This is a genomic window from Agromyces sp. GQ35, from assembly GCF_059758475.1.
Map to the genome: position 1 here is coordinate 172,504 of NZ_JCAXEO010000001.1, position 26,251 is coordinate 198,754.

The 26,251-nt window shown below is 70.5% G+C and carries 24 protein-coding genes; 3 read left to right on the plus strand and 21 right to left on the minus strand.

The window, feature by feature from the left end:
• Positions 1–95: 95 nt before the first annotated feature.
• Complete coding sequence (gene sucD / locus AC6CH0_RS00805) at positions 96–998, minus strand: succinate--CoA ligase subunit alpha (protein WP_498097653.1); 903 nt, start codon at positions 996–998, stop codon at positions 96–98.
• Between the two features lie 15 nt (positions 999–1,013).
• Positions 1,014–2,180 carry an ADP-forming succinate--CoA ligase subunit beta gene (gene sucC / locus AC6CH0_RS00810; RefSeq protein ID WP_498097655.1) on the minus strand — a complete coding sequence of 389 codons (1,167 nt, stop codon included), beginning with the start codon at positions 2,178–2,180 and terminating at the stop codon, positions 1,014–1,016.
• 213 nt (positions 2,181–2,393) lie between these two features.
• Between sucC and AC6CH0_RS00815 the strand changes: the two genes are divergently transcribed.
• Positions 2,394–3,113: a VIT1/CCC1 transporter family protein gene (locus AC6CH0_RS00815; protein ID WP_498097657.1), complete on the plus strand. Its 720-nt coding sequence runs from the start codon at positions 2,394–2,396 to the stop codon at positions 3,111–3,113.
• Positions 3,114–3,186: 73 nt separating this feature from the next.
• On the opposite strand, the gene AC6CH0_RS00820 is transcribed toward AC6CH0_RS00815, so the two are convergent.
• Genes AC6CH0_RS00820 through AC6CH0_RS00865 form a run of 10 tightly spaced genes read right to left on the minus strand, consistent with a single transcriptional unit; the run spans position 3,187 to position 15,072 of the window.
• Positions 3,187–3,729: an NUDIX domain-containing protein gene (locus tag AC6CH0_RS00820; protein WP_498097659.1), complete on the minus strand. Its 543-nt coding sequence runs from the start codon at positions 3,727–3,729 to the stop codon at positions 3,187–3,189.
• Positions 3,730–3,784: 55 nt separating this feature from the next.
• Positions 3,785–6,247 carry an ATP-dependent helicase gene (locus AC6CH0_RS00825; protein WP_498097661.1) on the minus strand — a complete coding sequence of 821 codons (2,463 nt, stop codon included), beginning with the start codon at positions 6,245–6,247 and terminating at the stop codon, positions 3,785–3,787.
• Positions 6,248–6,260: 13 nt separating this feature from the next.
• Positions 6,261–7,499, minus strand: a complete 1,239-nt coding sequence (locus tag AC6CH0_RS00830) for a cytochrome P450 (protein ID WP_498097663.1) — start codon at positions 7,497–7,499, stop codon at positions 6,261–6,263.
• Entirely contained in the window at positions 7,493–8,542 is a 1,050-nt protein-coding gene (locus AC6CH0_RS00835) for a 3-oxoacyl-ACP synthase III family protein (protein WP_498097665.1), read from the minus strand. The genes AC6CH0_RS00830 and AC6CH0_RS00835 overlap by 7 nt, the downstream gene beginning before the upstream one ends.
• On the minus strand, positions 8,539–9,891 hold the full coding sequence (locus tag AC6CH0_RS00840; protein ID WP_498097667.1) for a glycosyltransferase: 1,353 nt from the start codon (positions 9,889–9,891) through the stop codon (positions 8,539–8,541). Before AC6CH0_RS00840 ends, AC6CH0_RS00835 begins: the two co-directional genes overlap by 4 nt.
• Positions 9,888–10,460: a hypothetical protein gene (locus AC6CH0_RS00845; RefSeq protein ID WP_498097669.1), complete on the minus strand. Its 573-nt coding sequence runs from the start codon at positions 10,458–10,460 to the stop codon at positions 9,888–9,890. Before AC6CH0_RS00845 ends, AC6CH0_RS00840 begins: the two co-directional genes overlap by 4 nt.
• On the minus strand, positions 10,457–11,632 hold the full coding sequence (locus AC6CH0_RS00850) for a glycosyltransferase (RefSeq protein WP_498097671.1): 1,176 nt from the start codon (positions 11,630–11,632) through the stop codon (positions 10,457–10,459). The genes AC6CH0_RS00845 and AC6CH0_RS00850 overlap by 4 nt, the downstream gene beginning before the upstream one ends.
• Positions 11,629–12,621: an NAD-dependent epimerase/dehydratase family protein gene (locus AC6CH0_RS00855; RefSeq protein WP_498097673.1), complete on the minus strand. Its 993-nt coding sequence runs from the start codon at positions 12,619–12,621 to the stop codon at positions 11,629–11,631. Before AC6CH0_RS00855 ends, AC6CH0_RS00850 begins: the two co-directional genes overlap by 4 nt.
• On the minus strand, positions 12,611–14,014 hold the full coding sequence (locus AC6CH0_RS00860) for a F390 synthetase-related protein (RefSeq protein WP_498097675.1): 1,404 nt from the start codon (positions 14,012–14,014) through the stop codon (positions 12,611–12,613). Before AC6CH0_RS00860 ends, AC6CH0_RS00855 begins: the two co-directional genes overlap by 11 nt.
• A gap of 2 nt (positions 14,015–14,016) precedes the next feature.
• Positions 14,017–15,072: a glycerophosphodiester phosphodiesterase family protein gene (locus AC6CH0_RS00865; RefSeq protein WP_498097677.1), complete on the minus strand. Its 1,056-nt coding sequence runs from the start codon at positions 15,070–15,072 to the stop codon at positions 14,017–14,019.
• A gap of 156 nt (positions 15,073–15,228) precedes the next feature.
• Between AC6CH0_RS00865 and AC6CH0_RS00870 the strand changes: the two genes are divergently transcribed.
• Positions 15,229–16,044 (plus strand): Bax inhibitor-1/YccA family protein, encoded by an 816-nt coding sequence (locus tag AC6CH0_RS00870; RefSeq protein ID WP_498097679.1) that lies wholly within the window; start codon positions 15,229–15,231, stop codon positions 16,042–16,044.
• 80 nt (positions 16,045–16,124) lie between these two features.
• Here AC6CH0_RS00870 and guaA read toward each other — a convergent pair whose 3' ends face one another.
• The 3 genes from guaA to AC6CH0_RS00885 are packed head-to-tail and all read right to left on the minus strand — an operon-like array spanning position 16,125 to position 18,838.
• Positions 16,125–17,708, minus strand: a complete 1,584-nt coding sequence (gene guaA, locus AC6CH0_RS00875) for a glutamine-hydrolyzing GMP synthase (RefSeq protein ID WP_498097681.1) — start codon at positions 17,706–17,708, stop codon at positions 16,125–16,127.
• Positions 17,705–18,229, minus strand: coding sequence for a DUF3817 domain-containing protein (locus tag AC6CH0_RS00880; RefSeq protein WP_498097683.1), 525 nt, complete (start codon positions 18,227–18,229; stop codon positions 17,705–17,707). The genes guaA and AC6CH0_RS00880 overlap by 4 nt, the downstream gene beginning before the upstream one ends.
• Before the next feature lie 9 nt (positions 18,230–18,238).
• Complete coding sequence (locus tag AC6CH0_RS00885; RefSeq protein WP_498097685.1) at positions 18,239–18,838, minus strand: TetR/AcrR family transcriptional regulator; 600 nt, start codon at positions 18,836–18,838, stop codon at positions 18,239–18,241.
• 111 nt (positions 18,839–18,949) lie between these two features.
• Between AC6CH0_RS00885 and AC6CH0_RS00890 the strand changes: the two genes are divergently transcribed.
• A complete protein-coding gene (locus AC6CH0_RS00890) occupies positions 18,950–19,366 on the plus strand; it encodes a VOC family protein (protein WP_498097687.1) in 417 nt (138 codons plus the stop codon).
• 13 nt (positions 19,367–19,379) lie between these two features.
• Here AC6CH0_RS00890 and AC6CH0_RS00895 read toward each other — a convergent pair whose 3' ends face one another.
• The 6 genes from AC6CH0_RS00895 to AC6CH0_RS00920 all read right to left on the minus strand — a co-directional run bounded on the left by AC6CH0_RS00895 (position 19,380) and on the right by AC6CH0_RS00920 (position 26,176).
• Positions 19,380–20,168, minus strand: a complete 789-nt coding sequence (locus tag AC6CH0_RS00895; RefSeq protein WP_498097689.1) for an SURF1 family protein — start codon at positions 20,166–20,168, stop codon at positions 19,380–19,382.
• A gap of 91 nt (positions 20,169–20,259) precedes the next feature.
• On the minus strand, positions 20,260–21,990 hold the full coding sequence (locus AC6CH0_RS00900) for a glycerol-3-phosphate dehydrogenase/oxidase (protein WP_498097691.1): 1,731 nt from the start codon (positions 21,988–21,990) through the stop codon (positions 20,260–20,262).
• A 103-nt stretch (positions 21,991–22,093) separates the two neighbouring features.
• Complete coding sequence (locus AC6CH0_RS00905; protein ID WP_498097693.1) at positions 22,094–23,218, minus strand: GuaB3 family IMP dehydrogenase-related protein; 1,125 nt, start codon at positions 23,216–23,218, stop codon at positions 22,094–22,096.
• A 24-nt stretch (positions 23,219–23,242) separates the two neighbouring features.
• On the minus strand, positions 23,243–23,815 hold the full coding sequence (locus tag AC6CH0_RS00910) for a hypothetical protein (protein WP_498097695.1): 573 nt from the start codon (positions 23,813–23,815) through the stop codon (positions 23,243–23,245).
• Between the two features lie 71 nt (positions 23,816–23,886).
• Positions 23,887–24,375 (minus strand): DUF6463 family protein, encoded by a 489-nt coding sequence (locus AC6CH0_RS00915; protein WP_498097696.1) that lies wholly within the window; start codon positions 24,373–24,375, stop codon positions 23,887–23,889.
• A gap of 100 nt (positions 24,376–24,475) precedes the next feature.
• Entirely contained in the window at positions 24,476–26,176 is a 1,701-nt protein-coding gene (locus AC6CH0_RS00920; protein ID WP_498097698.1) for an ABC-F family ATP-binding cassette domain-containing protein, read from the minus strand.
• Positions 26,177–26,251 lie beyond the last annotated feature (75 nt).

A 26,251-nucleotide genomic window follows, 5' to 3' on the forward strand; every position in this document is an offset into this window, starting at 1 on the left:
CACCACTCGCACACGGGGGCCGCGGTGCGACCGAGAACGGCCCTGCAGGCGTGCCTGCAGGGCCGTTCGTCGAGCGGATTCCGCCGAAGCGGGCATCAGAGCGCCGCGTACACCTCGCGAAGCAGCTGCGCGGTCTCGCTCGGCGTCTTGCCGACCTTGACTCCGGCGGCCTCGAGGGCCTCCTTCTTCGCCTGGGCGGTGCCAGCGGAGCCGGACACGATCGCGCCGGCGTGGCCCATGGTCTTGCCCTCGGGCGCGGTGAAGCCGGCGACGTAGCCGACGACCGGCTTCGTGACGTTGGCCTTGATGAAGTCGGCCGCACGCTCTTCGGCGTCGCCGCCGATCTCGCCGATCATCACGATCGCCTTCGTCTCGGGGTCGGCCTCGAACGCGGCGAGCGCGTCGATGTGCGTCGTGCCGATGATCGGGTCGCCGCCGATGCCGATGGCCGTCGAGAAGCCGAGGTCGCGCAGCTCGTACATCATCTGGTACGTGAGCGTGCCCGACTTCGAGACGAGGCCGATCGGACCCTTGCCCGTGATGTTCGCGGGCGTGATGCCGACGAGCGCTTCACCGGGGCTGATGATGCCGGGGCAGTTCGGGCCGATGATGCGGGTCGTGTCGCCCTTCGCCTTGGCGTACGCCCAGAACTCCGCGGAGTCCTGCACGGGCACGCCCTCGGTGATGATGACCAGGAGCGGGATCTCGGCGTCGATGGCCTCGATCACGGCGTCCTTCGTGAAGGCCGGCGGCACGAAGGCGATGGAGACATCCGCCCCCGTCTGCTCGATCGCCTCGGCGACCGACGCGAAGACCGGCAGCTCGACCGAGTTGCCGTCGGCGCCCTTGTGCAGCACCGTGGTGCCCGCCTTGCGGGCGTTGACGCCGCCGACCACCTGGGTGCCGGCCGCGAGCATGCGCGCCGTGTGCTTGGAGCCCTCGCCGCCGGTGATGCCCTGGACGATGACCTTGGAGTCCTTGTTGAGGAAGATCGTCATGTCTGAATCCCTTACTTACGCGGCGTTCGCCAGCTCGGCGGCCTTGTCGGCGCCCTGGTCCATGTTCTCGGCGAGGGTGACGAGCGGGTGCGCCGCCTCCTCGAGGATGCGGCGGCCCTCGACGACGTTGTTGCCGTCGAGGCGCACCACGAGCGGCTTGTTCGCCGCGGAGCCGAGCTCTGCGAGCGCACCGACGATGCCCTTGGCGACCTGGTCGCACGCGGTGATGCCGCCGAAGACGTTCACGAAGACGCTCTTGACCTGCGGGTCGCCGAGGATGATGCCGAGGCCATTGGCCATGACCTCGGCCGAGGCGCCGCCGCCGATGTCGAGGAAGTTGGCGGGCTTGACGCCGCCGTGGTTCTCGCCGGCGTAGGCGACGACGTCGAGCGTCGACATGACGAGGCCCGCGCCGTTGCCGATGATGCCGACCTCGCCGTCGAGCTTCACGTAGTTGAGGTCGAGTTCTTTCGCAGCCGCCTCGAGCGGGTCGGCGGCGTCTTTGTCTTCGAGCAGCGCGTGCCCGGCGTGACGGAACTCGGCGTTCTCGTCGAGCGTGACCTTGCCGTCGAGGGCGACGACGTTGCCGTCTTCATCGAGGATCAGCGGGTTGACCTCGACGAGCGTCGCGTCTTCGCCCTTGTAGACCTCGTAGAGCTTCACGAAGACGTCGGCGACCTTGTCGACGAGCTCGGCCGGGAAGTTCGCGGCGACCGCGATCTCACGGGCCTTCGCCGCGTCGATGCCGGCGATCGGGTCGACCTCGACCCGCGCGAGCGCCTCGGGCTTCTCGACGGCGAGCACCTCGATCTCCATGCCACCCTCGACGCTCGTCAGCGAGAGGTAGGAGCGGTTGGCACGGTCGAGCAGCACGGAGAAGTAGAACTCCTGCGCGATGCGTGCGCCGCCCGCGACCATGACGCGCTTGACGACGTGGCCCTTGATGTCGAGGCCGAGAATCGCCTTCGCGGCCTCGTAGGCCTCGTCGGGCGTCTTCGCGACCTTGACGCCGCCGGCCTTGCCGCGCCCGCCGGTCTTCACCTGGGCCTTGACGACCACGACGCCGCCGAGCTTCTCGGCGGCCGCGCGCACCTCATCGGGGGTGTCGGCGACGATGCCCGGGAGCACCGGGACCCCGTATCGCTCGAACAGGTCTCTGGCCTGGTACTCGTAAAGATCCACGCTCTACTTCCAATCGGTCCGCACGCGCGAAAGCGCACAGGGGCTGGTGGGTGTCGGCCCGACGCGCCGAAGAATCTCGACGTCAAGATAAGTGGGCCACCTTCCATGCTACTCCCCCGTTCAGGGCGGCCGAACCGGCGTCGGTCCGGCCTCGGCGGGCTCCTCGTCGGGCGGACACTGGCGTCCGTCAGTTGCCGCTGGGAGACTGTCGATGTGGCCGAGACCAGCGAACCGATCCATCGCGCAGATCCGCATGACGGTTCGGTGCACGCGAAGCTCAATTGGCTGCGGGCCGGTGTGCTCGGCGCCAACGACGGCATCGTCTCCGTCGCCGCGCTCGTCGTCGGAGTCGCCGCCGCGACCACCGACGTGGGTCCCGTGCTCGTGGCCGGTGTCGCCTCGGTGGTCGCCGGCGCCATCTCGATGGGACTCGGCGAGTACGTCTCCGTCTCGAGTCAGCGCGACACCGAGCGCGCCCTCATCGCGAAGGAGCAGCGGGAGCTCGAGACGATGCCTGCGCAAGAACTCGCCGAGCTGGCCGGTCTCTACCGGGCCAAGGGCCTGTCGCACGAGACGGCGGAGACGGTGGCGAGAGAGCTGACCGAGCACGACGCGCTCGCCGCGCACCTCGAGGTCGAGCTCCACATCGACCTCGAGGACGTGGTGAACCCCTGGCACGCCGCCGGCGCCTCCGCGCTGTCGTTCCTCGTCGGCGCAGTCCTCCCATTGCTCGCGATTCTGCTGCCGCCACCCGAGTGGCGCATCCCCACGACGTTCGTCGCCGTCGTCATCGCGCTCGGATTGACCGGCTGGCTGAGTGCGTGGATCGGCGGGAGTCCCGTCGCCCGTGCCGTGCTCAGGGTCACGATCGGCGGGGCACTCGCCCTCATCGCCACGTGGACCATCGGCGCACTCCTCGGCGTCGCCGTCTGATCACGCCGGTCTGGTCGAGTCGGGTCGGCTTCGGCTCGCATCGAGCCCGACTCCGGCCCGCGTGCTGCAGCGTTCAGCCGATGCGGCCGAGCGCTGCCGCCGCGTGGAAGAGCGCCGCGACCGTCTCGCCGTCGCTGATCTCACCGTCGCGCACCATGCGCACGGCCTCGCTCCACGGCACCGCCTGCACGTTGCTGATGCCCTCTTCGGCCTGCGACTCGGTGCCGGATGCCGCGTGGCGCAGGCCGGTCGCGAGGTAGACCAGCTCTGCGGCACGACAGACACCGTTGAGCGCGGCCATGCGCCCGATCTCGCGCCATTCGGCGGCCTCGTGCCCGGTCTCCTCCAGCAGTTCACGGCGGGCGGCCTCGAGCGGGTCTTCGCCGTCGGTTCCCCCTGCCGGCACCTCGATGGATCGACCGACGGTGTGCCGGTCGATGGTCACGAGCAGCACCTCGTCGTCGTCGGTCATGGCGACGACGAACACGGCGTCGTTGCGCAGCTCGACCACGCCGTAGATGCCCTCACTGCCGTCGGGTCGCACGACCTGGTCTTCGGTGACGGTGATCCACTGGTTCTCGTAGACGGTGCGCCGATCGCGCGTGGGCCAGGTCATGGATGCTCCATCGTTCGAGTGCTCGGGCCGGTGCCGGCGACCGGGCCGACGACGCTCAGATCTTCTCGATCGGGGCGATCTTGATCAGCAGCTTCTTCTGCCCGGCGCTGTCGAAGGCGACGTGCGCGATGCGCTTCGTGCCCTCACCCGTCACCTGGGTGACCTTGCCCTCGCCGAAGTCCGTGTGACGGATGCGGTCACCAGCGGCGAGCGTGAGATCGCCGTTGTCGCGCACGGTGCCGGTGACCCGGTTCGCCCACTCGGTCTTCGGCTTGGCCGACTTCGTGACGCTGAACCGTTCGAGGTCGCGATCGCGAGTGCCCCAAGCGCCGCCGTCTCGGCGGGCGTTGAGTGCACGCGGCTGCGTGCCGCCGCGCGACGTCGCCATGCCCGGCGACTGGCGCCAGTCGATCAGCCCCTCTGGAATCTCCTGCAGGTAGCGCGACGGCATCGCCACGGCGACCTCGCCGAACTGCGCGCGGCTCATCGCGAGCGAGAGGTAGAGACGCTTGCGGGCGCGCGTGATGCCGACGTAGAACAACCGTCGCTCTTCGGCGGGCCCTCCGGGCTCGGAGGCCGACATCTGGTGCGGCAGGAGCCCCTCTTCGATGCCGGTGAGGAACACCGCGTGGTACTCGAGGCCCTTCGCGGTGTGCAACGTCATGAGCGAGACGGTGCCGGATGCGTCGTCGAGCTCGTCGGCCGCGGCCACGAGCGAGACCTGCGTGAGGAAGTCGACGAGCGTGGCGCCGGGATTCTCGCGATCGAAGTCGCGGGTCTGGGCGACGAGCTCTTCGACGTTCTCGGCTCGCGTCTCGTCTTGCGGGTCGCGGCTGTTGCGCAGCGCGTCGAGCAGGCCCGACCGCTCCATGAGGAACACGAGCACGTCGGACACCTTCGCCGCACCGACGTTCGTGCCGGCCGCGATGCCCTCTGCCGAGGGCACGAGCATCGCCGCGGCCTCGTCGAGCACGTTCGCGAGTGCGGCGATCGCACCCGTCACCTTCGGCCCGAGCCCGAGCCCGTCGGCCGCTCGCATGGCCTGCCGGAACGTGAGGTCGTTCTGCTCGGCGAACGACGCGAGCGCGGTCTCGGTCGCGGGACCGATGCCGCGCTTCGGCGTGTTCAGCACTCGACGCAGGGCGAGCTCGTCGACGGGGTTCGCGACCGCGATGAGGTACGCCATCGCGTCTTTGATCTCTGCACGTTCGTAGAACTTCGTGCCGCCCACGACGCGGTACGGCAGCGCCGAGCGGACGAAGATCTCTTCGAGGGCACGCGTCTGGGCGTTGGTGCGGTAGAAGACGGCGATATCGCGATAGGCGATGCCGTCGCGGTGCATCGACTCGATCTCATCGGCCACGAATTGCGCCTCGTCGTGCGCCGTGTACCCCGTGTAGCCCGTGATCTTGTCGCCGTCGCCGACGGCCGTCCAGAGCTTCTTCTCTTTGCGATCGAAATTATTCGCGATGACGGCGTTCGCCGCCGAGAGGATGTTCTGCGTCGAGCGGTAGTTCTGCTCGAGCAGCACGACCTTCGCCCCGGGGAAGTCGCGCTCGAACTCGGAGATGTTGCGGATGTCTGCACCGCGGAAGGCGTAGATCGACTGGTCGGAGTCGCCGACGACCGTGAGGCTCGCGCCGGGGATCGACCCCGAGGCGTCCGTCAGCCCGCGCACCAGGATGCCGTGCTCGTCGAGATCGGCGACGATCTCGCGCGGCACCGCCCTCGTGAGTTCGTGGATGAGCGAATACTGCGCGTGATTCGTGTCTTGGTACTCGTCGACGAGGATGTGCCGGAAGCGGCGTTGGTACAGCGCGGCGACCTTCGGGAACGCGCGGAAGAGGTAGACCGTCTCGGCGATGAGGTCGTCGAAGTCGAACGCGCTCGCCGCGCGCAGCCGCCGGGTGTACTGGCGGAAGATCTCGAGGAACATGACCTCTTGCGGGTCGTTCGTGTTCGCGTTGCGCGCGTACGTCTCGACGTCGGCGAGCTCGTTCTTCAGCTTCGAGATCTTCGACTGGGCGCTCGCGGGCGTGAAGCCCATGGTGTCGGCGTCGAGCTCTTTGATGATGCGCTTCAGGATCGTGCGCTGGTCGGCCGAGTCGTAGATCGTGAACGTCGACGACATGCCGATCGACTCGGCCTCGCGCCGGAGGATGCGCACGCACGCCGAGTGGAAGGTCGAGATCCACATGCCGGATGCGCCCTCGCCGAGCAGCGCCTCGACGCGCTCGCGCATCTCGGCAGCGGCTTTGTTCGTGAAGGTGATCGCGAGGATCTGGCTCGGCCACGCCTCGCGACTCTCGATGAGGCTCGCGATGCGGTGGGTGAGCACGCGCGTCTTGCCGGAACCTGCGCCCGCGACGATGAGCAGGGCGGGGCCGCGGTACTCGACCGCCTCGCGCTGCTCGGGGTTCAGTCCGTCGGTGAGGCGGGAGCCGGAATGGCCGCCGGATGCCGCGGGCTGGGCCTCGCGCCAGCCGGCCGGTTCGTCGGGGTCGAGGATCAGCGTCATATCGCTCTCAAGTCTAGGCGCGACCGCCGACACCGATCCCGCGGGTCGCGCCCCCGTTCCTGCTCGGTGGTGCAATCGCGGGCGAGAACACGACACTGCGGTAGCCGGGGATCAGCACGCCCCGCGCCACCCGGCGGGAGCGCACCTCGAGCGGCTGCTCGACGGCGGCATCGAGCACCGCAGCGAGCAGCCCGCGGATCTGCGCCATCGCGAGCGGCGCACCGAGGCAGAAGTGCGATCCGGCGCCGAACCAGAGCTGCCTGAGACCGGCCGCCGGGTTTCCGACCGGGTCGAATCCGGGGGCGACCCGATTGGCGAGGAACGTCGCGAGCACCACGCGTTCGCCGGCCCGCACTGCGACATCGCCGATCCGCGCGTCGCGCACGACGCTCCGCAGCATCACGGGCGACGGAGTCGTCACCCGCAGGGCCTCGGCGATGGCCGCGTCGAGGTGTTCGCGGTCGCCGGCGAGCCGGTCGAGCCAGCCGGTGTCGGCGAGCAGGCAGATGAGGCGCGGCAGGTAGGCGACGAGGGTCTCGGTGCCGGTGAGCACGAATGCGCCGACCGCGCCGAGCGATTCCGCTTCGTCGAGGCCCAGCTCGCGCATGCGGCCGGGCACCGTCTCGGGATCCCCGCTGCGCCATGCCTCGGCCGCGTGCCCGGTCAGCTCAGCCATCACGGCGCGTGCGTGCCGCACCTGCGCGGGGGACATCCGCGGGCGGGAGAGCCGCACCGCACCCGTCACCGTCGCGATCCGGCGGAAGAGCCGGTCATCGACGACGCTCGGCGGCAGGCCGACGAGCGTCGAGATCACGGCGCTCGCGTGCCGCCGGGCCTCGGCGACGAGCTCGACCCGTTCTCCCGCCGCGAGCCGCCTACGGAGGGTGGCGAGCTCGTCGCCGAGCGTGCGCTCGACGATCGCGCCGACCGCGGCGGGCGTGAAGAGGGGCGCCAGCCGGCGGCGCAGCTCGAGGTGCTCCGCCCCCTCCATGTTCAGCAGCACCCGCGGCCCGAGCACGGGCGTCCACAACTCGCTCGGCGATCCCGGCCCCGTCTTGGAGAACGACGCCGTGTCCATGAGCACGGCGCGCAGCAACGCGGCATCCGTCACGACCGTGCCGAGTCCCGGCACGCGCAGCACCGGCCGCCTGACGCTCGCGAGCAGCGGGTAGGCGAGCGGATGCGCCGCGCGCATCACGCGCTCCTCCCACCGTGCCGCCGAGCGGCCGGTCGCCGAGGCGAGCGTCACCACCGCAGCACCGTGACGCCCAGGCTGATGCCGCCGGCGAGCCCGACCAGGGCGATGAGGCTGCCGGGCCGAATGCGCCCCTGCTCGAGTGCGCGTCCGAGTTGCACGGGCAGTGAGACGCTCGCGAGGTTGCCGTGCGCCGAGATCGTCTCCTCGGTCACCGCCGGGTCGACGCCGAGCAGATCGACGATGCGCCGGTGCATGGGCAGCGCGACCTGGTGCACGCCCACGAAGTCGAGATCGCCGGCTCGGAGGCCGAGACCCGCGAGCGTTTCGTGGAAGATGCCGAGGCCCACCCGGCGGAACGCACGCTCGAGCGCCCGGCCGTCCATGTCGAAGTAACTGCCGCCGATCGCGTGCGGATTGATCGAGCCGCCGGTCGGCAGGGTGCCGACGTCCCAGTACTCCGAGTGCGCGCTGAACCGGGAGCCGATGATGCCGACGCCCGGCTCATCGCTGGACTCGAGCACGACGGCGGCGCCGCCGTCGCTCATCGTGTAGCCGGGGAAGGAGCGCAGGAACTGCGCGCTGCCGTCGAGCTTCCAGCGCACGGCGTGCGAGGGCTGCTCGCCACTCACCACGAGGGCGCGCCTGGCCTGCCCCGTCGCGATGAGCGCCTCGGCGACCTGCATGCCGACGAGCAGGCTGTTGCACGCGTTCTTCACGTCCATGACCGCCGCCGTCAGCCCGAGTTTCGCGGCGACGATGTGCGCGGTCGCCGGTTCGATGAGGTCCTGGCTCGCAGAGGCGAAGACGAGGAGGTCGATCGAGCCCGGTGACTCGGCGAGCGCCTCACGTGCTGCGGCCACCGCCAGGTCGGAGGTCTGCCAGCCTTCGGGTCGCACGTGAACGCCGCGCACTCCGGTGAGACGGGCGATGATGCCGGTGGGCAACGCGAGTCCGGGGTTCGCCGCGATGATGCGGGCCTCCGTCTCGCTCGTCGACCGCCAGTGCTCGGGCAGGAACACGCCGAGACCCGCGATCCGTGCGGCGGTCGTCCAGCGCGAGGCATCCGATCGCTGCGGCCGTTCCGTGAGCAGCGTCATGCTCGCACCTCGCCCTGTTCGTCGCCGACGCCGACACCCGACATCCAGGCCTCCTCGATCAGATCGGCGGCTGTCGCCGCTCCGTCGTGCAGTTCGCTCGCCCGGCGGAAGCGCTCGAGCGCGCGAGCGCGTTCCCCTGAGGGCAGAAGCGCCCGCTCGATCGCCGCAGCGAGCCTGGCCGCTCCGGCCGCGCCGCCCACCGCCGACGGCGTGAGCCGCTCGGCGAGTCCGTGGTGCACGAGGCGTGCGGCGAGATCGGGCTGATCGTAATCGACCGGGATCACCACGGCGGGCAGGCCGGCCGCGAGTGCTGCGTGCACGATGCCGGCTCCGCCGTGGTGCACGATCGCGTCGTAGGCGCTGAGGTCGCCGTAGTCGGCGTAGCCGACGATGCGCACCCGATCGCTCCGCCCGCCGCTCGCCGGCGTGCCGCCGAGCGTCATCTCGAGGTCCACGCCGGGCAGGAGCGCCGCGACGCGCTCGACGGTCGCGAGGAGTTCGGCCTTCGTGCCAGCCAGATGCGTGCCGCACGAGACCAGCACCCGCTGTCGCGGTGTCGAAGCGAGCTGCGCGGGCTCCGCGCCGTCGCGCCGAGCGATGGATGCCTCCGCGCCCCACGCCCCTGGCCGGCCCGGTGGCGTGTACCGCACCGGCCCGACGAACCGCATCGCGGTGGGCCAGGTGCGCGGCAGCTCGAGCTCGGCGAGGCCGAGGCCGAGCACGGTGTCGGGCGAGTACACCTGCTCGCTGCCGTCGGCCCGGAACACCCCAGAGAAGCCGAGCGCACGCAGTGGTACGGCATGCACCGCGAAGACGCCGCGCTTGAACGTGCGGGCGAGGACCCGCGCAACGGCGTCGCGCACCCGGCCGGCGATGCTGCGCGGCGGCGACCAGCCGCCGAAGTAGGCGGGGGTGCCGTCGACCGAGCCGATGGCCAGGGGCGACGGCGTCGCGGTGAACCATCGCGCGCCGAGTCGGCTCGCCGCCATGCCGGCGACCGGCAGCGTGAAGTCGGCGACCACGACGGCGGGCAGCTGTTCACGGTATCTCCGGTCGAATTCGGCACTGATCGTGCCGAGCACGCCGAGCGTGCCGCGGAATTGCCGGTGCAGCAGCACCGGGTTCGCGCCGATGCGCTCGGGCGGGTCGGCGATCGCTGCGATGACCCGGTCGTCGGCCGACTCGAGGACGACCGCGGTGAGGCCCGCCGCCTCGATCTCGGCACGCGCCGCGGCGGTGCTCACGACCTGGACGGGCACCCCCCTGCGCGCCAGTTCGACCCCGATGCCGAGCACCGGGTGAAGGTGACCCGCGAACGGCGGGGCGACGAGTTCGACGCGGCCGCTCATGCGTGCACCTTCTGCTCGATGCGCAGTCGCTCGATCGCCGCGACCACGACGGCGTGCAACTCGGGCGACGACAGGTAGTCGAGGTGCTTCGCGTCGATCTCGTGGTCGGGTGCCCCGGTCGATCGCCTGGCGAGCGCGTCGCCGCGGCCCGCGACCGTCTCGATCGCAGCCGCGTCGGGCCGCGACCTCGCGACCGGGCCGTAGGCGATGACGTGCACCCGTGCAAGGGCCCGCGCGTCGAGCTGGAGGTTCGCGAGAAGCTCGAGCCCGCAGCTGCCCGCGAGCACGAGGGTGCGATCGGGGTCCGCGAACACCGCGCGCACGGCGGCGGCATGCTCCCGCGCGAAGCCCGCCCGCCGCGAGCCGAAGTAGTCGCGCACGTTGCGCACGCTCGCGATCGCGAGCGGCGTCGGCCGCCACGGACCGCTCGCGGGCCGGTACGGGAAGTTCACGTCGAGTCGCTCGTCCGCCGAGAGCGGCAGGGCGTCGAGGAACGCCAGCTGCACGGGCGAGAGCGCGGTGTTCGAGCGATCGCTGCGACCCGTCAGGAAGCAGACTCTGAGCGTCATGGCCGCGTCTCCTCGAAGTGGTCGTTGGCGTGCACGAGGTACCGGCTGCCGCGCCAGACGATGCGCCGGTCGGCGAGCGAGCGGCCGAACTGCAGGGGGAGCATGAGTTCGCCGGCGAGGGAGAGCAGGGGGTCGTGTCGCACCCGCCCGGTGACGACGCGCTGTACGGTCGAGATGACCGTGGAGCGCACGAGCAGCGCACCGGCGAGCGCCACCGCCGCCGCTTTCGTCGGGCGTACGGCGGTGACCCCGACGAGCACGCCGAGCAACGTGGCGGGCAGCGCGTACCCGGCCACGATGCCCGCGCGCCATGCCGGACGCTCGGCCCTGAGCAGCAGCCCGGCGAACACCATCCAGCGGTGCATGAGCTGGCCGTATTGGCGCCCGTCGTCGACGGTCGTGGAGACGAACTGCACGACCTCGCTCTGGTCGATCCTGCCGCCGCCCTCGCGCACACGGCGGGCGACCGCGAGATCGTCGGCCAGCAACGGAAGCAGCGGGGCGAACCCGCCGAGCCGTTCGAGCGTGCCGCGGCGCATCGCCCAGGTCATGCCGTTGATGGTGCGCGGGTCGCCGAGGGCAGCGGTCGGCAGGTAGCTGAGGGTGGACTGGTCGTTCACGAACTGCGCGAGCAGTCGCGACCAGACGCCGGAACCCGGCAGATAGCACGGCAGCCCCGTGCTCACCTCCGCGATGCGCAACCCGTCGCGAAGTGCGGCGAGCCCATCTGCGGTGACGCGGGTGTCGTCGTCGACGATCGCGAAGGCCTCGGTCGCGATGAGCGCCTCGGCCAGGTGCAGCTTGAACGTCTTCGGCCCGGTGGCCGCAGGGCACGGCGGGCAGTCGACGATGCGCACGGCGGCGAGCGGATGCCTCGAGCCCCCCTCTTCCGCGGCACGGCGCCCGTCGGGGTCGGCCTCGTCGACGAGCCACAGCACAGGCGAGTCGGCGGCCACCGCGAGCGTGTTCGCGAGCGTGTCGGCGAGCTGCGGGTCGCCCGAGAGGATCGGTTGCACGATCGTGAGCTGCGACGACGGAATCGCCGCGCCCGACGCCGCGCGCAGGCGTGCGCGCCGCCGGGCGACCCCGAGGGCGGCGAGCGCGGCCTTCGCGAGCATGAGCGCGGAGTACCCCACGGCGGCGGTGACGACGACCCTGTCGCTGCCCTTCATCGCGTCACCCGTGCCGCGTCGCGCCCGGCCGCGATGGTGCGCGCGAGGCCCTCGGCCATCGAGACGCTCGGCGGCCCGAGGAGCCGCCGGGCGTGCGAGTCGTCGAAGGTCTTCGAGGAGGCGAGGAGCCAGACCGCGTACCGGGTCAGGGGCGGCTCGCCACGGAGCCGGCCGAGCCGCCACACGGCCTCGGCGGCGGTGGCGAGGCCGAGCGCGGCGCCGCGTCCCAGATGCCGGGTCGGCACGGGCACGTCGAGGGCGCTGAGGATGCCGGCGATCGTCGGCATGAGCGCCACGGGCTCGCCGTTCGTGAGGTTCACGGTCGCACCCGAGAGGCCAGGCCGGAGCGCCGCAGCGATGAGGTGGTCGACCAGGGCATCGATGTAGACGAGGTCGCCGACGGCCGGCGCCGACGGGTCGCCGATGAACGGCAGGCGACCCGCCCTGGCCGCCTCGATGATGCGCGGCAGCAGCGTCGTGTCGCCCGGCCCGAACACCGCGCGAGGTCGGGCGATCACCCAGTCGCCCGGGTATTCCCGCACGAGCAGTTCGCCCTCGTGCTTCGTGCGCGCGTAGTCGTTCAGGAAGCGTGGACCGATCGGAGTCGCCTCGGTGATGCCGAACTGATCGACGGGCCGGTAGAAGACGGAGGTCGACGAGACGTACACGACACGTGGCAGTCCGGTGCGGCGCGCGAGCTCGAGCACGTTCGCGGTCGCGACCACGTTCTGCGCGTGAAACTCGGCACGACTCCCCGACTGGCTCGCGCGTGCGGCTGCGTGCACGATGACCTCGGGGCGGAAGTCCAGTGCGAAGGGCGACGAGATCGGCGCGGTGAGGTCGATGCTCGCGAGGTCCGCGTCGGGCACCGGGCGGCGCCCGATGCCGCGCACCTCGACATCGGGGCGATCGCGGAGCGCTCGCAGCAACGCGCCGCCGACGAAGCCGGTCGCGCCCGTGACGAGGATCCTCACCGGCTCAGCGCCCATGGACGTCCACGCTCCCCGACGCGGTACTCACGCGCCTGATGCGCACGTTCTTCGCACCCGGTGACCGCTGCGGGAGCCTCCCGAACCCGATCGCGGGCAGCGTCGCCCCGACCGTGTCGAACAGTTCAGCGAGCGCGCTCCGAGCAGCGAGCTCGTGCTCGGCATCGAGCGGGTCGAGTTCGACCTCGAGCACGTCGGGCGACCAGCGGATGCCCCATGCCCCCGCCATCGCCATCGCCATCGCCCGCCGCACGGCGTCGGGGAAGACGCGCACGGTGCCGCCGTCGACGCCTCGGGCTTCGATGACCTCATCGGCCCGTCCCTCGACCGCCTCGATGACGCGGGCGGCATTGCCGCATCGACAGCGTTCCCGGCCGGGGGCGATCCTCAACACGTCGTCGAGGCGATAGCGCACGATGAGCTGCGTGCTGCGGACGAAGTCGGTGATGATCGGCACGAACCGTCCGGCAGCGGCCGCCTCGGATCCGCCCACCCATTCGGTCTCGACGACGACGCTCTGCTCGTTCAGGTGCAGTCGACCGTACTCGCAATCGAGCGCGAGCAGTCCCTCGGTCGCCTGGTAGACGCGTCGGGGGCGTCGCCCCCACGCCGACTCGAGGAGCCGGGCATCGGCCGCGTCGAGCACCTCGGCCACGGCGACGACGAGTCGGGGCTCGAGATGCAGTTCGCCGCGCCCCTCGGCGAGCGCGAGCTCGACGAGCACGCTCGACGGAGCCACGAGGACATCGGGCCGGGCCGCCGCGACCTCGGCGACGATCCGCCCGAACGGCGCGAGGAGATCGATGAACTCGAACGAGAGGCGACGGCTCGCGACCGACTCGTAGAGATTGCTGTTCGCACGCAAGGCGAACGCGATGCGCAGCGGCGGCCGCCACGGCGACACGAGCTGGGCGACGCTGCGCCGGTCGAGGAGCCGGCCGAGCACGGTGCCCGCCCAGCGCATCCGCTCGGCAGCGTCGACGAGGAAGACGCCCGGCCGGCCCGAGGTGCCGCTCGAGAGCCCGACCGTGACGCCGCCGGGGAGCTCGGCTCGGAAGTCGCGCTGCTGCTCAGCGGCACGCGCCGCAGCGAGCGCGGACTCGAGGGTGATGCCCAGCACGTTGAAGTCGGCGAAATCGGCGAGCACCGTTGCCTTGTCGACGACCGGTGCCTCCCCGAGCCGCGCGAGGCGCCGCCCGTAGTGGGCGGCACGCGGCATCCGCTCGCCGAGCAGCCGTTCGATGCCGTGGCGCCGGCGCCGCTCGAGCATCGCGCGCCCCCCGATGCGGTCGCCCCATCGTGCGCGTGCGAAGCACACCACCGCGATCATCCGGTGCCGGCGCTCCGTTCGCCGGGTACGGCGAAGCCCGCGGTCTCCCCCGTGTTCGGTCACGCTCAGTGCACTCCTGCCAGCGCCGTCCGCGCTTCCACACCGAGGTCGGGGTGGTCGAGGAACACCCCGTCGACGCCCATCCCGACGATCTCGGCGAACTCACCCTGCCAGTCGCCGTACGCCGCACGCGACGCGCCGCGCCGGAACCGGCCAGCCAGGAATCGGTTCTCCGGCCGAAGCGTCCAGGTGTAGATCTCGAGTCCGGCGCCGTGGGCGGCGTCGACGAGTTCCGCTCCGGCGAGCGGCGCGGTCGCCGCATCCGCCGTCCGCTTCGCCGTCGGGCCGCCGACGAGACGCGCCTTGCCGACGCTCACGCCGTCGAACCGTCCGGTGAGACCGAGCAGTCCCGCCTCGGTCGCGAACGAGTCGTATCGGGGGGCGGCCCGACCGTGCTCGAGCACGAGATCCCAGGGCGCGCCGGCACCCTCGATCAGGAACACCCGCTTGCCACGGATGCCGCGGGCCGCGAGCCGATCGAGCAGCGTGGGTTCGAACGCCTCCATGATGAGCCGCTCGTCGCCGCGGCCCCACCCCGCTGCATCGAGCTCGGCGGCGAAGAGCTCGTCGAGCGAAAGACCCAGCGCAGCGAAGTGCGCGGCGTGCTTGAACTCGGCGACCATGCGCACGAGGCGGCGCTGCTCGGCCCCGGCTGTGTCGATGATCTCGAAGAGCTCGCGCAGGCGGATGATCGGGTATCGCCCGTCGAAGCTCGCGCTCGCCTGCCGCAGCGAACCGAGCCGTTCACGCGCACGCAGTGTCGCCAGCTCCGCCCAGGTGAAGTCCTCGGTGAACCATCCGGTGAGCGCGGCGCCGTCGATCTCCCGCGTGGTGCGGCGACCGGCGAACTCCGGGCGGCTCGCGACATCCGTGGTGCCCGAGATCTCGTTCTCGTGGCGCAGCACGAGCACGCCGTCGCGCGTGGCGACGATGTCGGGCTCGACCGCGTCGGCGCCGAGCGCGAAGGCCAGCTCGTACGACGAACGGGTGTGTTCGGGCCGGTAGCCCGGCGCGCCGCGATGCCCGATCACGAGCGGGCGCGGGTCGTCGTCGTGCAGCATGCGCCCCAGCGTAGTCAGCCGAGACCTGCCGCCAGCGGGAATTCCGCAGGAATTCAGGGCGTTGTCACTGGTAACTCGGGTAGGTTGGTTCCGGCAACGGATGCCGCATGCAGCCGCGGCCCGAGCATCGACCACAGCCGAAAGCAGAGGAAACCCATGGCTCTCGACAACCCCGCCTTCTCGCGGAACTCCGCGTTCTCCGCCCAGGGAGGCGTGGCCGCCGCGCAAGACATCTCGGCACAGCAGCTGCAAGAGATGTACAACCAGCCCACCACGCCGCCCCCCGGCGAGACGATGGCGGTCGACACCACGATCCACAAGGCGGCCGTCTCGTTCGGCCTGCTGCTGGTCGGCGCCGCGCTCGGCTGGGTCACGACCGAGTCGATGCCGTTCCTCTGGATCGGCGCCGGCCTCGTTGGCTTCGTGCTCGCGCTCGTCAACATCTTCAAGAAGGAGCCGTCGCCGGCGCTCATCCTCGCCTACTCGGGCGTGCAGGGCGTCTTCGTCGGTGGCATCTCGGCGTGGTACGAAGCAATCAACCCCGGCATCGTCGCCCAGGCCGTCATCGCGACCCTCGTCGTGGTCGGCGTGACGCTGGCACTCTTCGCCTCGGGCAAGATCCGCGCCTCGAAGAAGGCGACGAAGATCTTCCTCATCGCGATGATCGGCTACGCGGTCTTCTCGCTCGTGAACTTCGGCATCATGATCTTCGGTGGCGCCGACGGCAACCCGTGGGGCCTGCGCGGAAGCATCGAGATCATGGGCATCCCGCTCGGCGTCATCCTCGGCGTCTTCGTCGTCATCATGGCCGCCTACTCGCTCGTGCTCGACTTCGACTTCATCCAGCAGGGCGTGCGCAACCGCGCCCCCAAGAAGTACGAGTGGAGCGGCGTCTTCGGCATCATGGTCACGGTCATCTGGCTGTACCTCGAGATCCTGCGCATGCTCGCGATCGCCCAGTCCGGCGACTGACACCCGCCAGCTGCAACCCAGAACGGCCGCCCCTCGGGGCGGCCGTTCTGTCGTTCCGGCTCCAGCTCTCGGCTGGCCGGCTACTCCCACTCGATCGTGCCCGGCGGCTTCGACGTGACGTCGAGCACCACGCGGTTGACCTCGGGCACCTCGTTCGTGATGCGGTTCGAGATCTTCGCGAGCACGTCGTAGGGCAGGCGGGTCCAGTCGGCCGTCATCGCGTCTTCCGATGAGACCGGGCGCAGCACGATGGGGTGGCCGTAGGTACGGCCGTCGCCCTGCACACCCACCGAGCGCACGTCGGCGAGCAGCACGACGGGGCACTGCCAGATCTCGCCGTCGAGGCCGGCCTTCGTCAGCTCTTCGCGCGCGATCGCATCGGCTTGGCGGAGCAGATCGAGACGCTCACGGGTAACCTCACCCACGATGCGGATCCCGAGGCCAGGCCCCGGAAACGGCTGGCGGCCGACGATCGCCTCTGGCAGGCCGAGGTCGCGGCCGATCTGGCGCACCTCGTCTTTGAAGAGGGTGCGCAGCGGCTCGACGAGTTCGAACTGCAGGTCTTCGGGCAGGCCGCCGACATTGTGGTGGCTCTTGATGTTCGCCGTACCCGTGCCGCCACCCGACTCGACGACGTCGGGGTAGAGCGTGCCCTGCACGAGGAACTTGATCGGCTCGCCGTCGGCCGCGGCCTCGGCGATCAGGTCGCGCTCGGCCTGCTCGAAGGCCCGGATGAACTCCCGGCCGATGATCTTGCGCTTCTCCTCGGGGTCGCTCACACCGGCGAGCGCGTCGAGGAAGACGTCGGCGGCGTCGACCGTCACGAGGCGTACTCCGGTCGCGGCGACGTAGTCGTTCTGCACCTGCTCGCGCTCGCCCTGGCGAAGCAGCCCGTGGTCGACGAACACCGCGGTCAACTGGTCGCCGACCGCCTCCTGCACGAGGGCGGTCGAGACCGCCGAGTCGACGCCGCCCGAGAGCGCGGAGATCACGCGTGCCGAACCGACCTGCTCGCGGATGCGGGCGACCTGCTCGGCGATGACGTTGCCCGAGTTCCAGTCGGCGGGAATGCCGGCGGCGCGGTGCAGGAAGTTCTCGATGACCCGCTGACCGAATTCGGAGTGCTTGACTTCGGGGTGCCACTGCACGCCGTAGAGACGCCGCTCGTCGTTCGCGAAGGCGGCCACGGGCGTCGACTCGGTCGACGCGAGCACGTCGAAGCCCTCTGGCGCACGCGAGACCGAGTCACCGTGGCTCATCCACACGGTCTGGCCGACCGGCTGACCGTCGAGCAGCGCGTTGCCCGACGCATCCGTCACCGTCGCGGCCGTCGCGCCGTACTCGCGGAGGCCCGTGTGCGCGACCTCGCCCCCGAGCTGGGTGGCCATGACCTGGAAGCCGTAGCAGATGCCGAGCGTCGGCACGCCGAGCTGCAGGATGCCCTCGTCGAGCGCCGGCGCCCCGTCTTCGTAGACCGACGACGGCCCACCCGAGAGCACGATGCCGATCGGGTTTCGCGCGGCGACCTCCGCCGCGGTGATCGTGTGCGGCACGATCTCTGAGTAGACGGATGCCTCGCGCACCCGCCGCGCGATCAGCTGCGCATATTGCGCGCCGAAGTCGACGACGAGCACTGGCCGTTGCTCGGTGGGCTGATCGGTCACTGCTGGGCCTCCACGGTGTCGGAAGAGTCGGTCGTTGCTGATGGCGCGGGAGTCGACGACGCGGCCGCGACGGGAGCGGCGGCGTCACGGGTCTCGCGGCGGTCGAGGTATGCACGGACTTCGCGCCCGATTCGCGCCTCGAGGAAGAACGAGAGGAACGGCACGATGCCGCCGAGCGCGATGACGATGAACCGGCTGAAGGGCCAGCGCATGAGGCTCCAGAGGCGGAAGTCGCTGAAGAGGTAGACGACGTAGAACCAGCCGTGGGCGATGAGGATTCCGGTCGAGAGGTTCGCACCGGTACCGGTCGACTCGAGTCCGGTCGCCGTTTCGAGCAGGGGGGTGAGAGCGAGCAGGCCCTGGTCGCCGAAGGCGTAGAGCTCGAGATGGAACGCGTACTTCAGGATCATCTCGGCGCAGAGCAGCAGCAACATCACACCGGTGATGACCGACGCCACCTGGTAGAACTTCAGCGCCCCGCGAATGCGCGGCAGATCGGCTGATTTCGGCTCGAGGGGCATTGCACCAGTCTACGCGGCGCCGCTGGGCGCGAGACCCGCGATCATCCGGGCGAGCGTTTCGATGCTCGAGTCGATCTCGGCCGCGCCGTCGGGCGCCGCGGCGGCACCCGCCACGGCGACCTCGTTGAGTGCCCCAGAGATCATCGTCGCCACCGTGCGCAGTCGTTCGGGCGCGATGACTCCTGCGGCGGCCAGTCCGGCAACGCCCTCGTCGAGCAATCGCGCACTCGATTCGAGGTCGCCTGCACGCCAGTCGTCCCAGCCGAGCACTGCGGGCCCGTCGACGAGCAGGATTCTGCGCACGCCGGGCGCGAAACTCGCCTCGAGGAAGGCGCGGCACCCCGTCAGGAAGGAGGCGAGGGGGTCGGGTTCTGCGTCCGCGGCGGCCTCGACGGCGCGGGCGACCTCCTCTTGCGCGTGCTCGAGCACGGCGGCGAACAGCGCGAGCTTGCTGCCGAAGTGGTGGTAAAGCGCGCCTCTCGTGAGGCCGGCCTCTGCGACGAGTTCTTCGAGCGCGACTCCGGCGTAGCCGCGCTCGGCGAAGGCGCGTTCCGCGAGCCCGAGGATGAGGGCGCGCGTGCGCTCCCGCTGTTGCGCCTTCGTCGCCATCGAGTCCCCGATCATTCATCGGCACGTCGTCGCCGCCCGGTCGGGCCTTGACATACACACTGTATGTCAATCACGATACATACACACTGTATGTATCCGAGAGGGAGCTTCATGAATCTCTACCCCGTCCTCTGCGTGAGGGATGTCTCAGCGAGCGCCAGCTTCTACGTCGACCACTTCGGCTTCGAGCTCGCGTTCGAGGCGGACTGGTACGTGAGCCTGCGCCATCCGACGCCACCGCATGCCGAGCTCGCGCTGCTCGACTCCGCACACGAGACCATCCCGGATGGTGACCGGGCTTCCGCCGTCGGGGTCCTCGTCAACCTCGAGGTCGATGATGTCGACGCCGTCGCTGCGAGCCTCGCCGCAGCCGGCGTCCCGATCGTGCAAGAACTGCGAAGCGAGGCATTCGGGCAACGCCACGTGATCGTTCGCGACCCCGGCGGGGTGCTCGTCGACGTGATCACACCCATCGAGCCGGCCGCGGAATTCGCCGAGGCATTCACGGGGGCGGGGTCGACCGCTTGAGTGCGGTGCTGCCCTACGCAGCGCCGCTCGGCGCGCGATCGACGGATGCGGCGGCCTCGGCCTGCTCGTCGCGCTCCCGCTCGACCGCGTCGCGCACGAGGCGATACCAGAGGTAGACGGCGAATCCTGCGAAGACGGCCCACTCGGCCGCGTAGAAGATGTTCAGCCAGTTGAGCTCGGCGGTCTGCTCGGGCGGCGGGGACACGATCACCTCGAGACCGGCGATCGGCTCGGCCGCGGTGACGTAGCCGAAGTACACCGCGCGATCGTCGTAGTCGGCCCAGACGTTGATGAGCTGCGCCACGGCGACGGTCTGCATCGAGAACGGGTCGGCCTCGTCGCCGGGGTCCATCGGCGCTTCACTCGGCAGGAATCGGCCGACGAATGTGATCGGTGCGCCAGGGTCGGCGTCGGCGTCGAAGCGCTCGGCTGCCTCGCGTGCCGTCTGCTCGTCGGCCGCCCAGCCGAGCGCGATGGGGAGCCCGCCCGGCGCCCCATCGGTCACCTCGAGATGTGCCACGGGCCAGTACCCGGCCACCCCGTCGTTCAGCCGGCCCTCGACGATCACCGTGTCGCCGGGCACGAACGTGCCGGTCACCTCGACGGTCTGGGCGGTCGCGGCCTGTTCGGTCGGCCGGTCGGGCTCGGCGACGTCGGCGAAGGGGCGCACCGTTTCGGTCGGCCGCTCCACGACGATCGACTGCTCGACGGCACGCTCGAGCTGCCACTGCCCGAGCAGCGCGAACGCGGCGGCGATGCCGAGGGCGAGCAGCAGCGCGAGCACCCACCGGGGGCGCAGCATCATCTGCAGCATCAGTCGCCCAGCGCCATGACGGGCGCGGTTCGACCAGCAGGAGGCATGTCCTCCAGTTTAGGCGCGCACTCCCCGGTGCTCAGTCCACCTTCACGATGTCGGGAGCCTCGAGGCGCACCCGGTCAGCGGACTCGTCGTCGGGCTGCTCCTGCGACGCGCGCTCCGCGGCGACTCGCTCGAGGTAGCGCTCGACCTCGAGCGCTTCGCGCGCGGCGTCCCAGCCGAGCACGGTGCCCATGAGCTTCGCGGCGACCGGAGCCGCCGAAACACCCCGGTCCCACGCCTCGATCGAGATGCGCGTGCGACGGGCCAGCACGTCGTCGAGGTGCAGCGCACCCTCGTGCGAGGCCGCGTACACGACCTCGGCACCGAGGTAGTCGTCTGCGCCGGGCAGCGGTTCGCCGAGCGACGGGTCGTCGCGGATCAGGTCGAGCAGCTCATCGGTCATCGTGCCGTAGCGATTCAGCAGGTGCTCGATGCGCACCTTGTGCACGCCGAACGCCGAGGCGATCTTGCCGCGCTTGTTCCACGCGGCCTGGTAGCCCTCGGCGCCGAGCAGCGGGATGTCCTGCGTCGTCGACTTCGGCACCTTGCCGTCGAGCGCATCGGCGGCGGCGTCGATCGCGTCCTTCGCCATGACCCGATAGGTGGTCCATTTGCCGCCGGCGATCACGACGAGGCCGGGCACCGTGTGCGCGACGAGATGCTCGCGGGAGAGCTTCGAGGTCTGGTCGTTCTCGCCGGCGAGCAGTGGCCGCAGACCCGCGTAGACGCCCTCGACGTCTTCGCGGGTGAGGGGAACACCGAGCAGCGCGTTGACGTGCTCGAGCAGGTAGTCGATGTCGGCCGCCGTCGCAGCCGGGTGCGCCTTGTCGAGGTTCCAGTCGGTGTCGGTCGTTCCGATGAGCCAGTGCCGGCCCCACGGGATCACGAACAGCACGCTCTTCTCGGTTCGGAAGATCATTCCCATGGCCGACTGGATGCGGTCGCGCGGCACGACGAGGTGGATGCCCTTCGAGGCGCGCACCTTGAAGGTGCCTCGTTCGCCGACCATGCGCTGCGTGTCGTCCGTCCAGACGCCGGTGGCGTTGACGACCTGCTTCGCGCGGATCTCGAAGTGCTCGTCGGTCTGCAGGTCGTGGGCCTTGACGCCGACGACTCGTTCGCCGACCTTGATGAAGCCCTCGACCTTGACGCGGCTCGCGACGTGCGCGCCGTAGAACGAGGCGGTGCGCGCCAGGGACGCCACGTAGCGGGCGTCGTCGACCTGGGCGTCGTAGTAGGTGAGGCCGCCGACGAGCGCATCCTTCGCGAGCGACGGGATGGCTCGCATGACCTGGCGCTTCGAGAGGTGCCGGTGGTGTGGCACGCCCGGCGGGCGCCCGCCCGTGTAGCTGAAGATGTCGTAGAGCAGCATGCCCGCGCCCACGTAGACGCGCTCGAAGAGGCGGGTCTTCAGCGGGTAGAGGAACCGCACGGGCTTCACGAGGTGCGGCGCGATGCGCTGCAGCAGCAGACCGCGTTCGATGAGGGCCTCGCGCACGAGCCGGAAGTCGAGCTGTTCGAGATAGCGGATGCCGCCGTGCACGAGTTTCGACGAACGACTCGAGGTGCCCGATGCCCAGTCGCGGGCTTCGAGCAGTCCGGTCGAGAGCCCGCGGGTCACGGCATCGAGCGCCGCGCCCGTGCCGACGATGCCGCCGCCGACCACGAGGATGTCGAGCTCTTTCTCTTTCAGCCGCGCGATCGCGGCATCACGCTCCTCGGGTCCGAGCTTGGTCGAACGCGTCACCGACTTGAGTCTCGCCATCGTGGTACCCCATCCCCGCGCGGCCTCACGGCGGGGCCGCACGATCCGCTTCCCACGCTACCCGAGCGCCCGCCGGGGCGCTATGGAGCGCGCGGGACGTCGATCAGAACGACTGGTACGGCGCGACGACGACGTCGACGCGCTGGAACTCCTTGAGGTCGGAGTAGCCGGTCGTGGCCATCGAGCGCTTCAGCGCTCCGATCAGGTTGGTGACGCCGTCGGCCGAGGGCGCGGGGCCGTAGAGCACCTCTTCGAGCGGCGCGACCTGGCCGACATGCACGCGCTGGCCGCGAGGCAGCTTCGGGTGATGCGCCTCGGCGCCCCAGTGGTAGCCGCCGCCCGGGGCGTCCGTCGCGCGCGCGAGCGCCGCGCCCAGCATGACCGCGTCGGCACCGCACGCGATCGCCTTGACGATGTCGCCCGACTTGCCGACGCCTCCGTCGGCGATGACGTGCACGTAGCGGCCGCCCGACTCGTCGAGGTAGTCGCGGCGTGCGCCCGCGACGTCGGCAACCGCCGTCGCCATCGGGGCGTGGATGCCGAGCGTCGCGCGCGTCGTCGACGCGGCTCCCCCGCCGAAGCCGACGAGCACGCCCGCCGCACCCGTGCGCATGAGGTGGAGGGAGGCCGTGTACGTCGCGGCGCCGCCGACGATCACCGGCACGTCGAGCTCGTAGATGAACTTCTTGAGGTTGAGCGGCTCCTGGTTCTTGGAGACATGCTCGGCCGACACCGTGGTGCCGCGGATCACGAAGAGGTCGACGCCCGCGGCGACGACGGTCTCGTAGAGCTCCTGCGTGCGCTGCGGCGAGAGCGCGCCCGCGACAATGACACCTGCGGCGCGGATCTCGGCGAGCCGCTGCGTGACGAGCTCGGGCTTGATCGGCTCGGAGTAGAGCTGCTGCATGCGCGCCGTCGCCCGTTCAGGGGTGAGGTTGCGAATTTCGGCGAGCACCGGCTCGGGGTCGTCGTAGCGGGTCCAGAGACCCTCGAGGTCGAGCACACCGAGGCCGCCGAGCTGGCCCATCATGATCGCGGTCTGCGGCGACACGACGGAGTCCATCGGGGCGGCGAGGAACGGGATGTCGAACTGGTACGCGTCGATCGACCAGCCGACCGAGACGTCTTCGGGGTCTCGCGTGCGCCGGCTCGGCACGATCGCGATGTCGTCGAAGGCGTACACGCGCTGGCCCCGCTTGGAGCGGCCGATCTCGATCTCCTGGGTCACCACTCAACCCTACCCGGCCGATACTCAGCCGGTTGAGACGAGCACGGGGTCCACGGAACCCCCACTGATCTCCAGCGGTGGCATGACACCGAGGGCGACCAGCAGCATCGGCGCGAGCACCAGGATGCCGGCGAGGAGCATCGGCGCGCCGAGGAGGCCGGCCACGATCGGGACCGGCCGCCAGCGTGTACGCCGAGAGTACGAGATCGCCACGACACCGAAGCAGGTTGCGAAGAACACCGCGCCCAGCAGGTACACGACGCCGGCCGTATCGATCTCGTCGGGGCTCCCGGCGATCCCGGTCGCCAATGCGACGGCCTCGCCGATCGTGCCGACCGCGTAGATGACGAAGGTGCCGAAGGCTCCCCACAGCAGCAGCGTCATCGTGTTCGGGGCGAACGCAGTCGCCCGCGTGCTCACCGAGAGCATCAGGACGACGAACCCGAACAGCTTGAGGCCCACCACCAGCCAGTTCATGACGGTCAGACCGGAGGCGTAGGCCGCCAGAGGGCCACTGGCGAAGTGGTTCGTCCCCTCGAATGCCACGTTCACCACCGCGAACGCGAGCAGCCCCAGCATGCCGAGCACGGCCGTCACCCGTACGGCCGTCGACGCGGATGTCACGCCGACGCGCTCAGGGCGGTGGTCGACAACGGTCTCGACCGGGTTCATGCCGTTCCCTTCGCCGACCGCGATGAGTGCTCGAGAACCGTGCCCTCCGTCGCCGACGGGTTGACTGCTCCGGCCGGAGGTTCGCCGCTCCGCGGTTCAGACGATGGTCGCCGACGGATCTGGCGCGCCGACTGCACGAGGGCGATGACCGCCACCACGAGCACGAGCAGGAACCCGGACACCGGCGCTGCGCTCACCCCGATCAGCGCGATCATCAGCAGCGCGATGCTCACCGGCCATGGCATTCGCCCGGCACGCTCGAGGGTGGTCATCGCCAGGCCGGCGACCAATCCGAAGAATCCGGTCATCACGAACCAGAGCCCCACCTCGAGTTCGCTCGTCATCGCGCCGTACCAGCCGTTGGCCAATGCCTCGCCCAGCGCCGGCGCGGAAGCGAACACTCCCACCGCGGTATGCAGCGTGCACACGATGATGAGCGCCGGTCCGGCGATCGCCGTTCGCGTGTTGATTCTCTGTCTCGTCATGCCGATCAGTCTCGGTGTCGGCACCCACTTCGCGCCTCACCCGATCGGGTGACCCCGCTCAGTGCGTCCCCAGCTCGCCCCTCGCCGCGCAGCCCGAGAGCTAGCGGGCACGCGCGACTCGTGACTCGTCCCACACCGGAGCATCCGACTCGTAGACCTCGCCGTCGCCGCCGAACACCAGGAACCGGTCGAACCCGCGGGTGAACCATCGATCGTGGGTGACCGCCAGCACGGTGCCCTCGAAGCGCGACAGCCCTTCTTCGAGCGCCTCCGCCGAAACGAGGTCGAGGTTGTCGGTCGGTTCGTCGAGGAGCAGCAGGGTGGCACCGGAGAGCTCGAGGAGCAGGATCTGCAGGCGCGCCTGCTGGCCGCCCGAGAGCGAATCGAAGGCCTGCTGAGCGGATGCCGCGAGCCCGTAGCGATCGAGGGCGGAGCTTGCGGCCTCCCGCGCCATGCCGTCGCGGTTCGCGTCGCCGCGATGCAGGATGTCGAGGAGCGTGCGCCCCCGGTACTCGGGATGCTCGTGGTTCTGCGCGAACCAGCCGGGCACCACTCGAGCACCGAGCACCGCCCTGCCGCCGTGCGGCACCCGTGCGAGCGTCTCGCCGACCGTGGTGATGTGGCCGAGCGTGCGATCGGGTTCGGTGCCGCCGCCGGCGAGCAACCGCAGGAAGTGCGACTTGCCCGATCCGTTCGAGCCGAGCACCGCGACCCGGTCGCCGAACCAGACCTCGAGGTCGAACGGCTTCATCAGCCCGGTCAGCTCGAGCCGTTCGGTCACGACGGCGCGTTTGCCGGTGCGCGAGCCGCGCAGGCGCATCGAGACCGCCTGGGCCGGCGGGCGCTCCTCGGGCGGGCCCGCCTCTTCGAACTTGCGCAATCGGGTCACCGCGGCCTGGTAGCGCGACGCCATGCCGTCGTTGTACGTCGCCTTGACCTTGAGGGTCGCCACGAGTGTCTTCAGCGCGACGCGCTGCTCGTCCCACCGCCTGCGCAGTTCGTCGAGGCGCGCGAAGCGCTCCTCGCGCGCCCGGTGATAGTTCTCGAAGCTGCCGCCGTGCACCCACGCGGTGTTGCCGGCCGCGCCGAGCTCGAGGGTCACGATGCGATCGGCGGCGCGGGCGAGCAGCTCGCGGTCGTGCGAGACGAGCAGCACCGTCTTCGGCGTCGCTCGCAACTGCTCCTCGAGCCAGCGCTTGCCGGGCACGTCGAGCGAGTTGTCGGGCTCGTCGAGCAGCAGCACCTGCTCGGGGCCGCGCAAGAGCGCCTCGAGTGCGAGGCGCTTCTGCTCGCCGCCCGAGAGCGTTGCGAGCTCGCGCCATTTCGCCCGCTCGAACGGGATGCCGAGCGCCGCGATCGTGCAGTGGTCCCACACGACCTCCTGGTCGTATCCACCGGCCTCCGCGTACTCTGCGAGCGCCGTCGCGTACCGCATCTGCGCCGCGGTGTCATCGCGTTCGATGAGGGCGTTCTCGGATGCCTCGAGCTCGATCGCCGCCGCACGGATACGGGTCGGCGCGACCGAGACGAGCAGGCCATGCACCGTGGCATCCGTGCCCTCGAGCGTCGCGCCGGTGCCGACGAACTGATCCATCACACCGAGCCCGCCGTCGACCTGCACGCTGCCCTCGTCGGGTCTGAGCGCGCCGCGGATGACACGCAGCAGTGTGGACTTGCCCGCGCCGTTCGCACCGATGAGTGCGGTGGTCGCGCCATCCGTCACCCGGAAGGCGAGGTCGGCCAGCAGCGGCCGGCCGTCGGGCAGCGAGAAGGAGACGCCGTTGACGTCGATGAAACCCATGCGAATGTCCCGTTCGGTTCGCGGCCGGGCCCTCGCCCGGTTCCGCACCGCCCGATGGGCAGCCGACCAGAATAG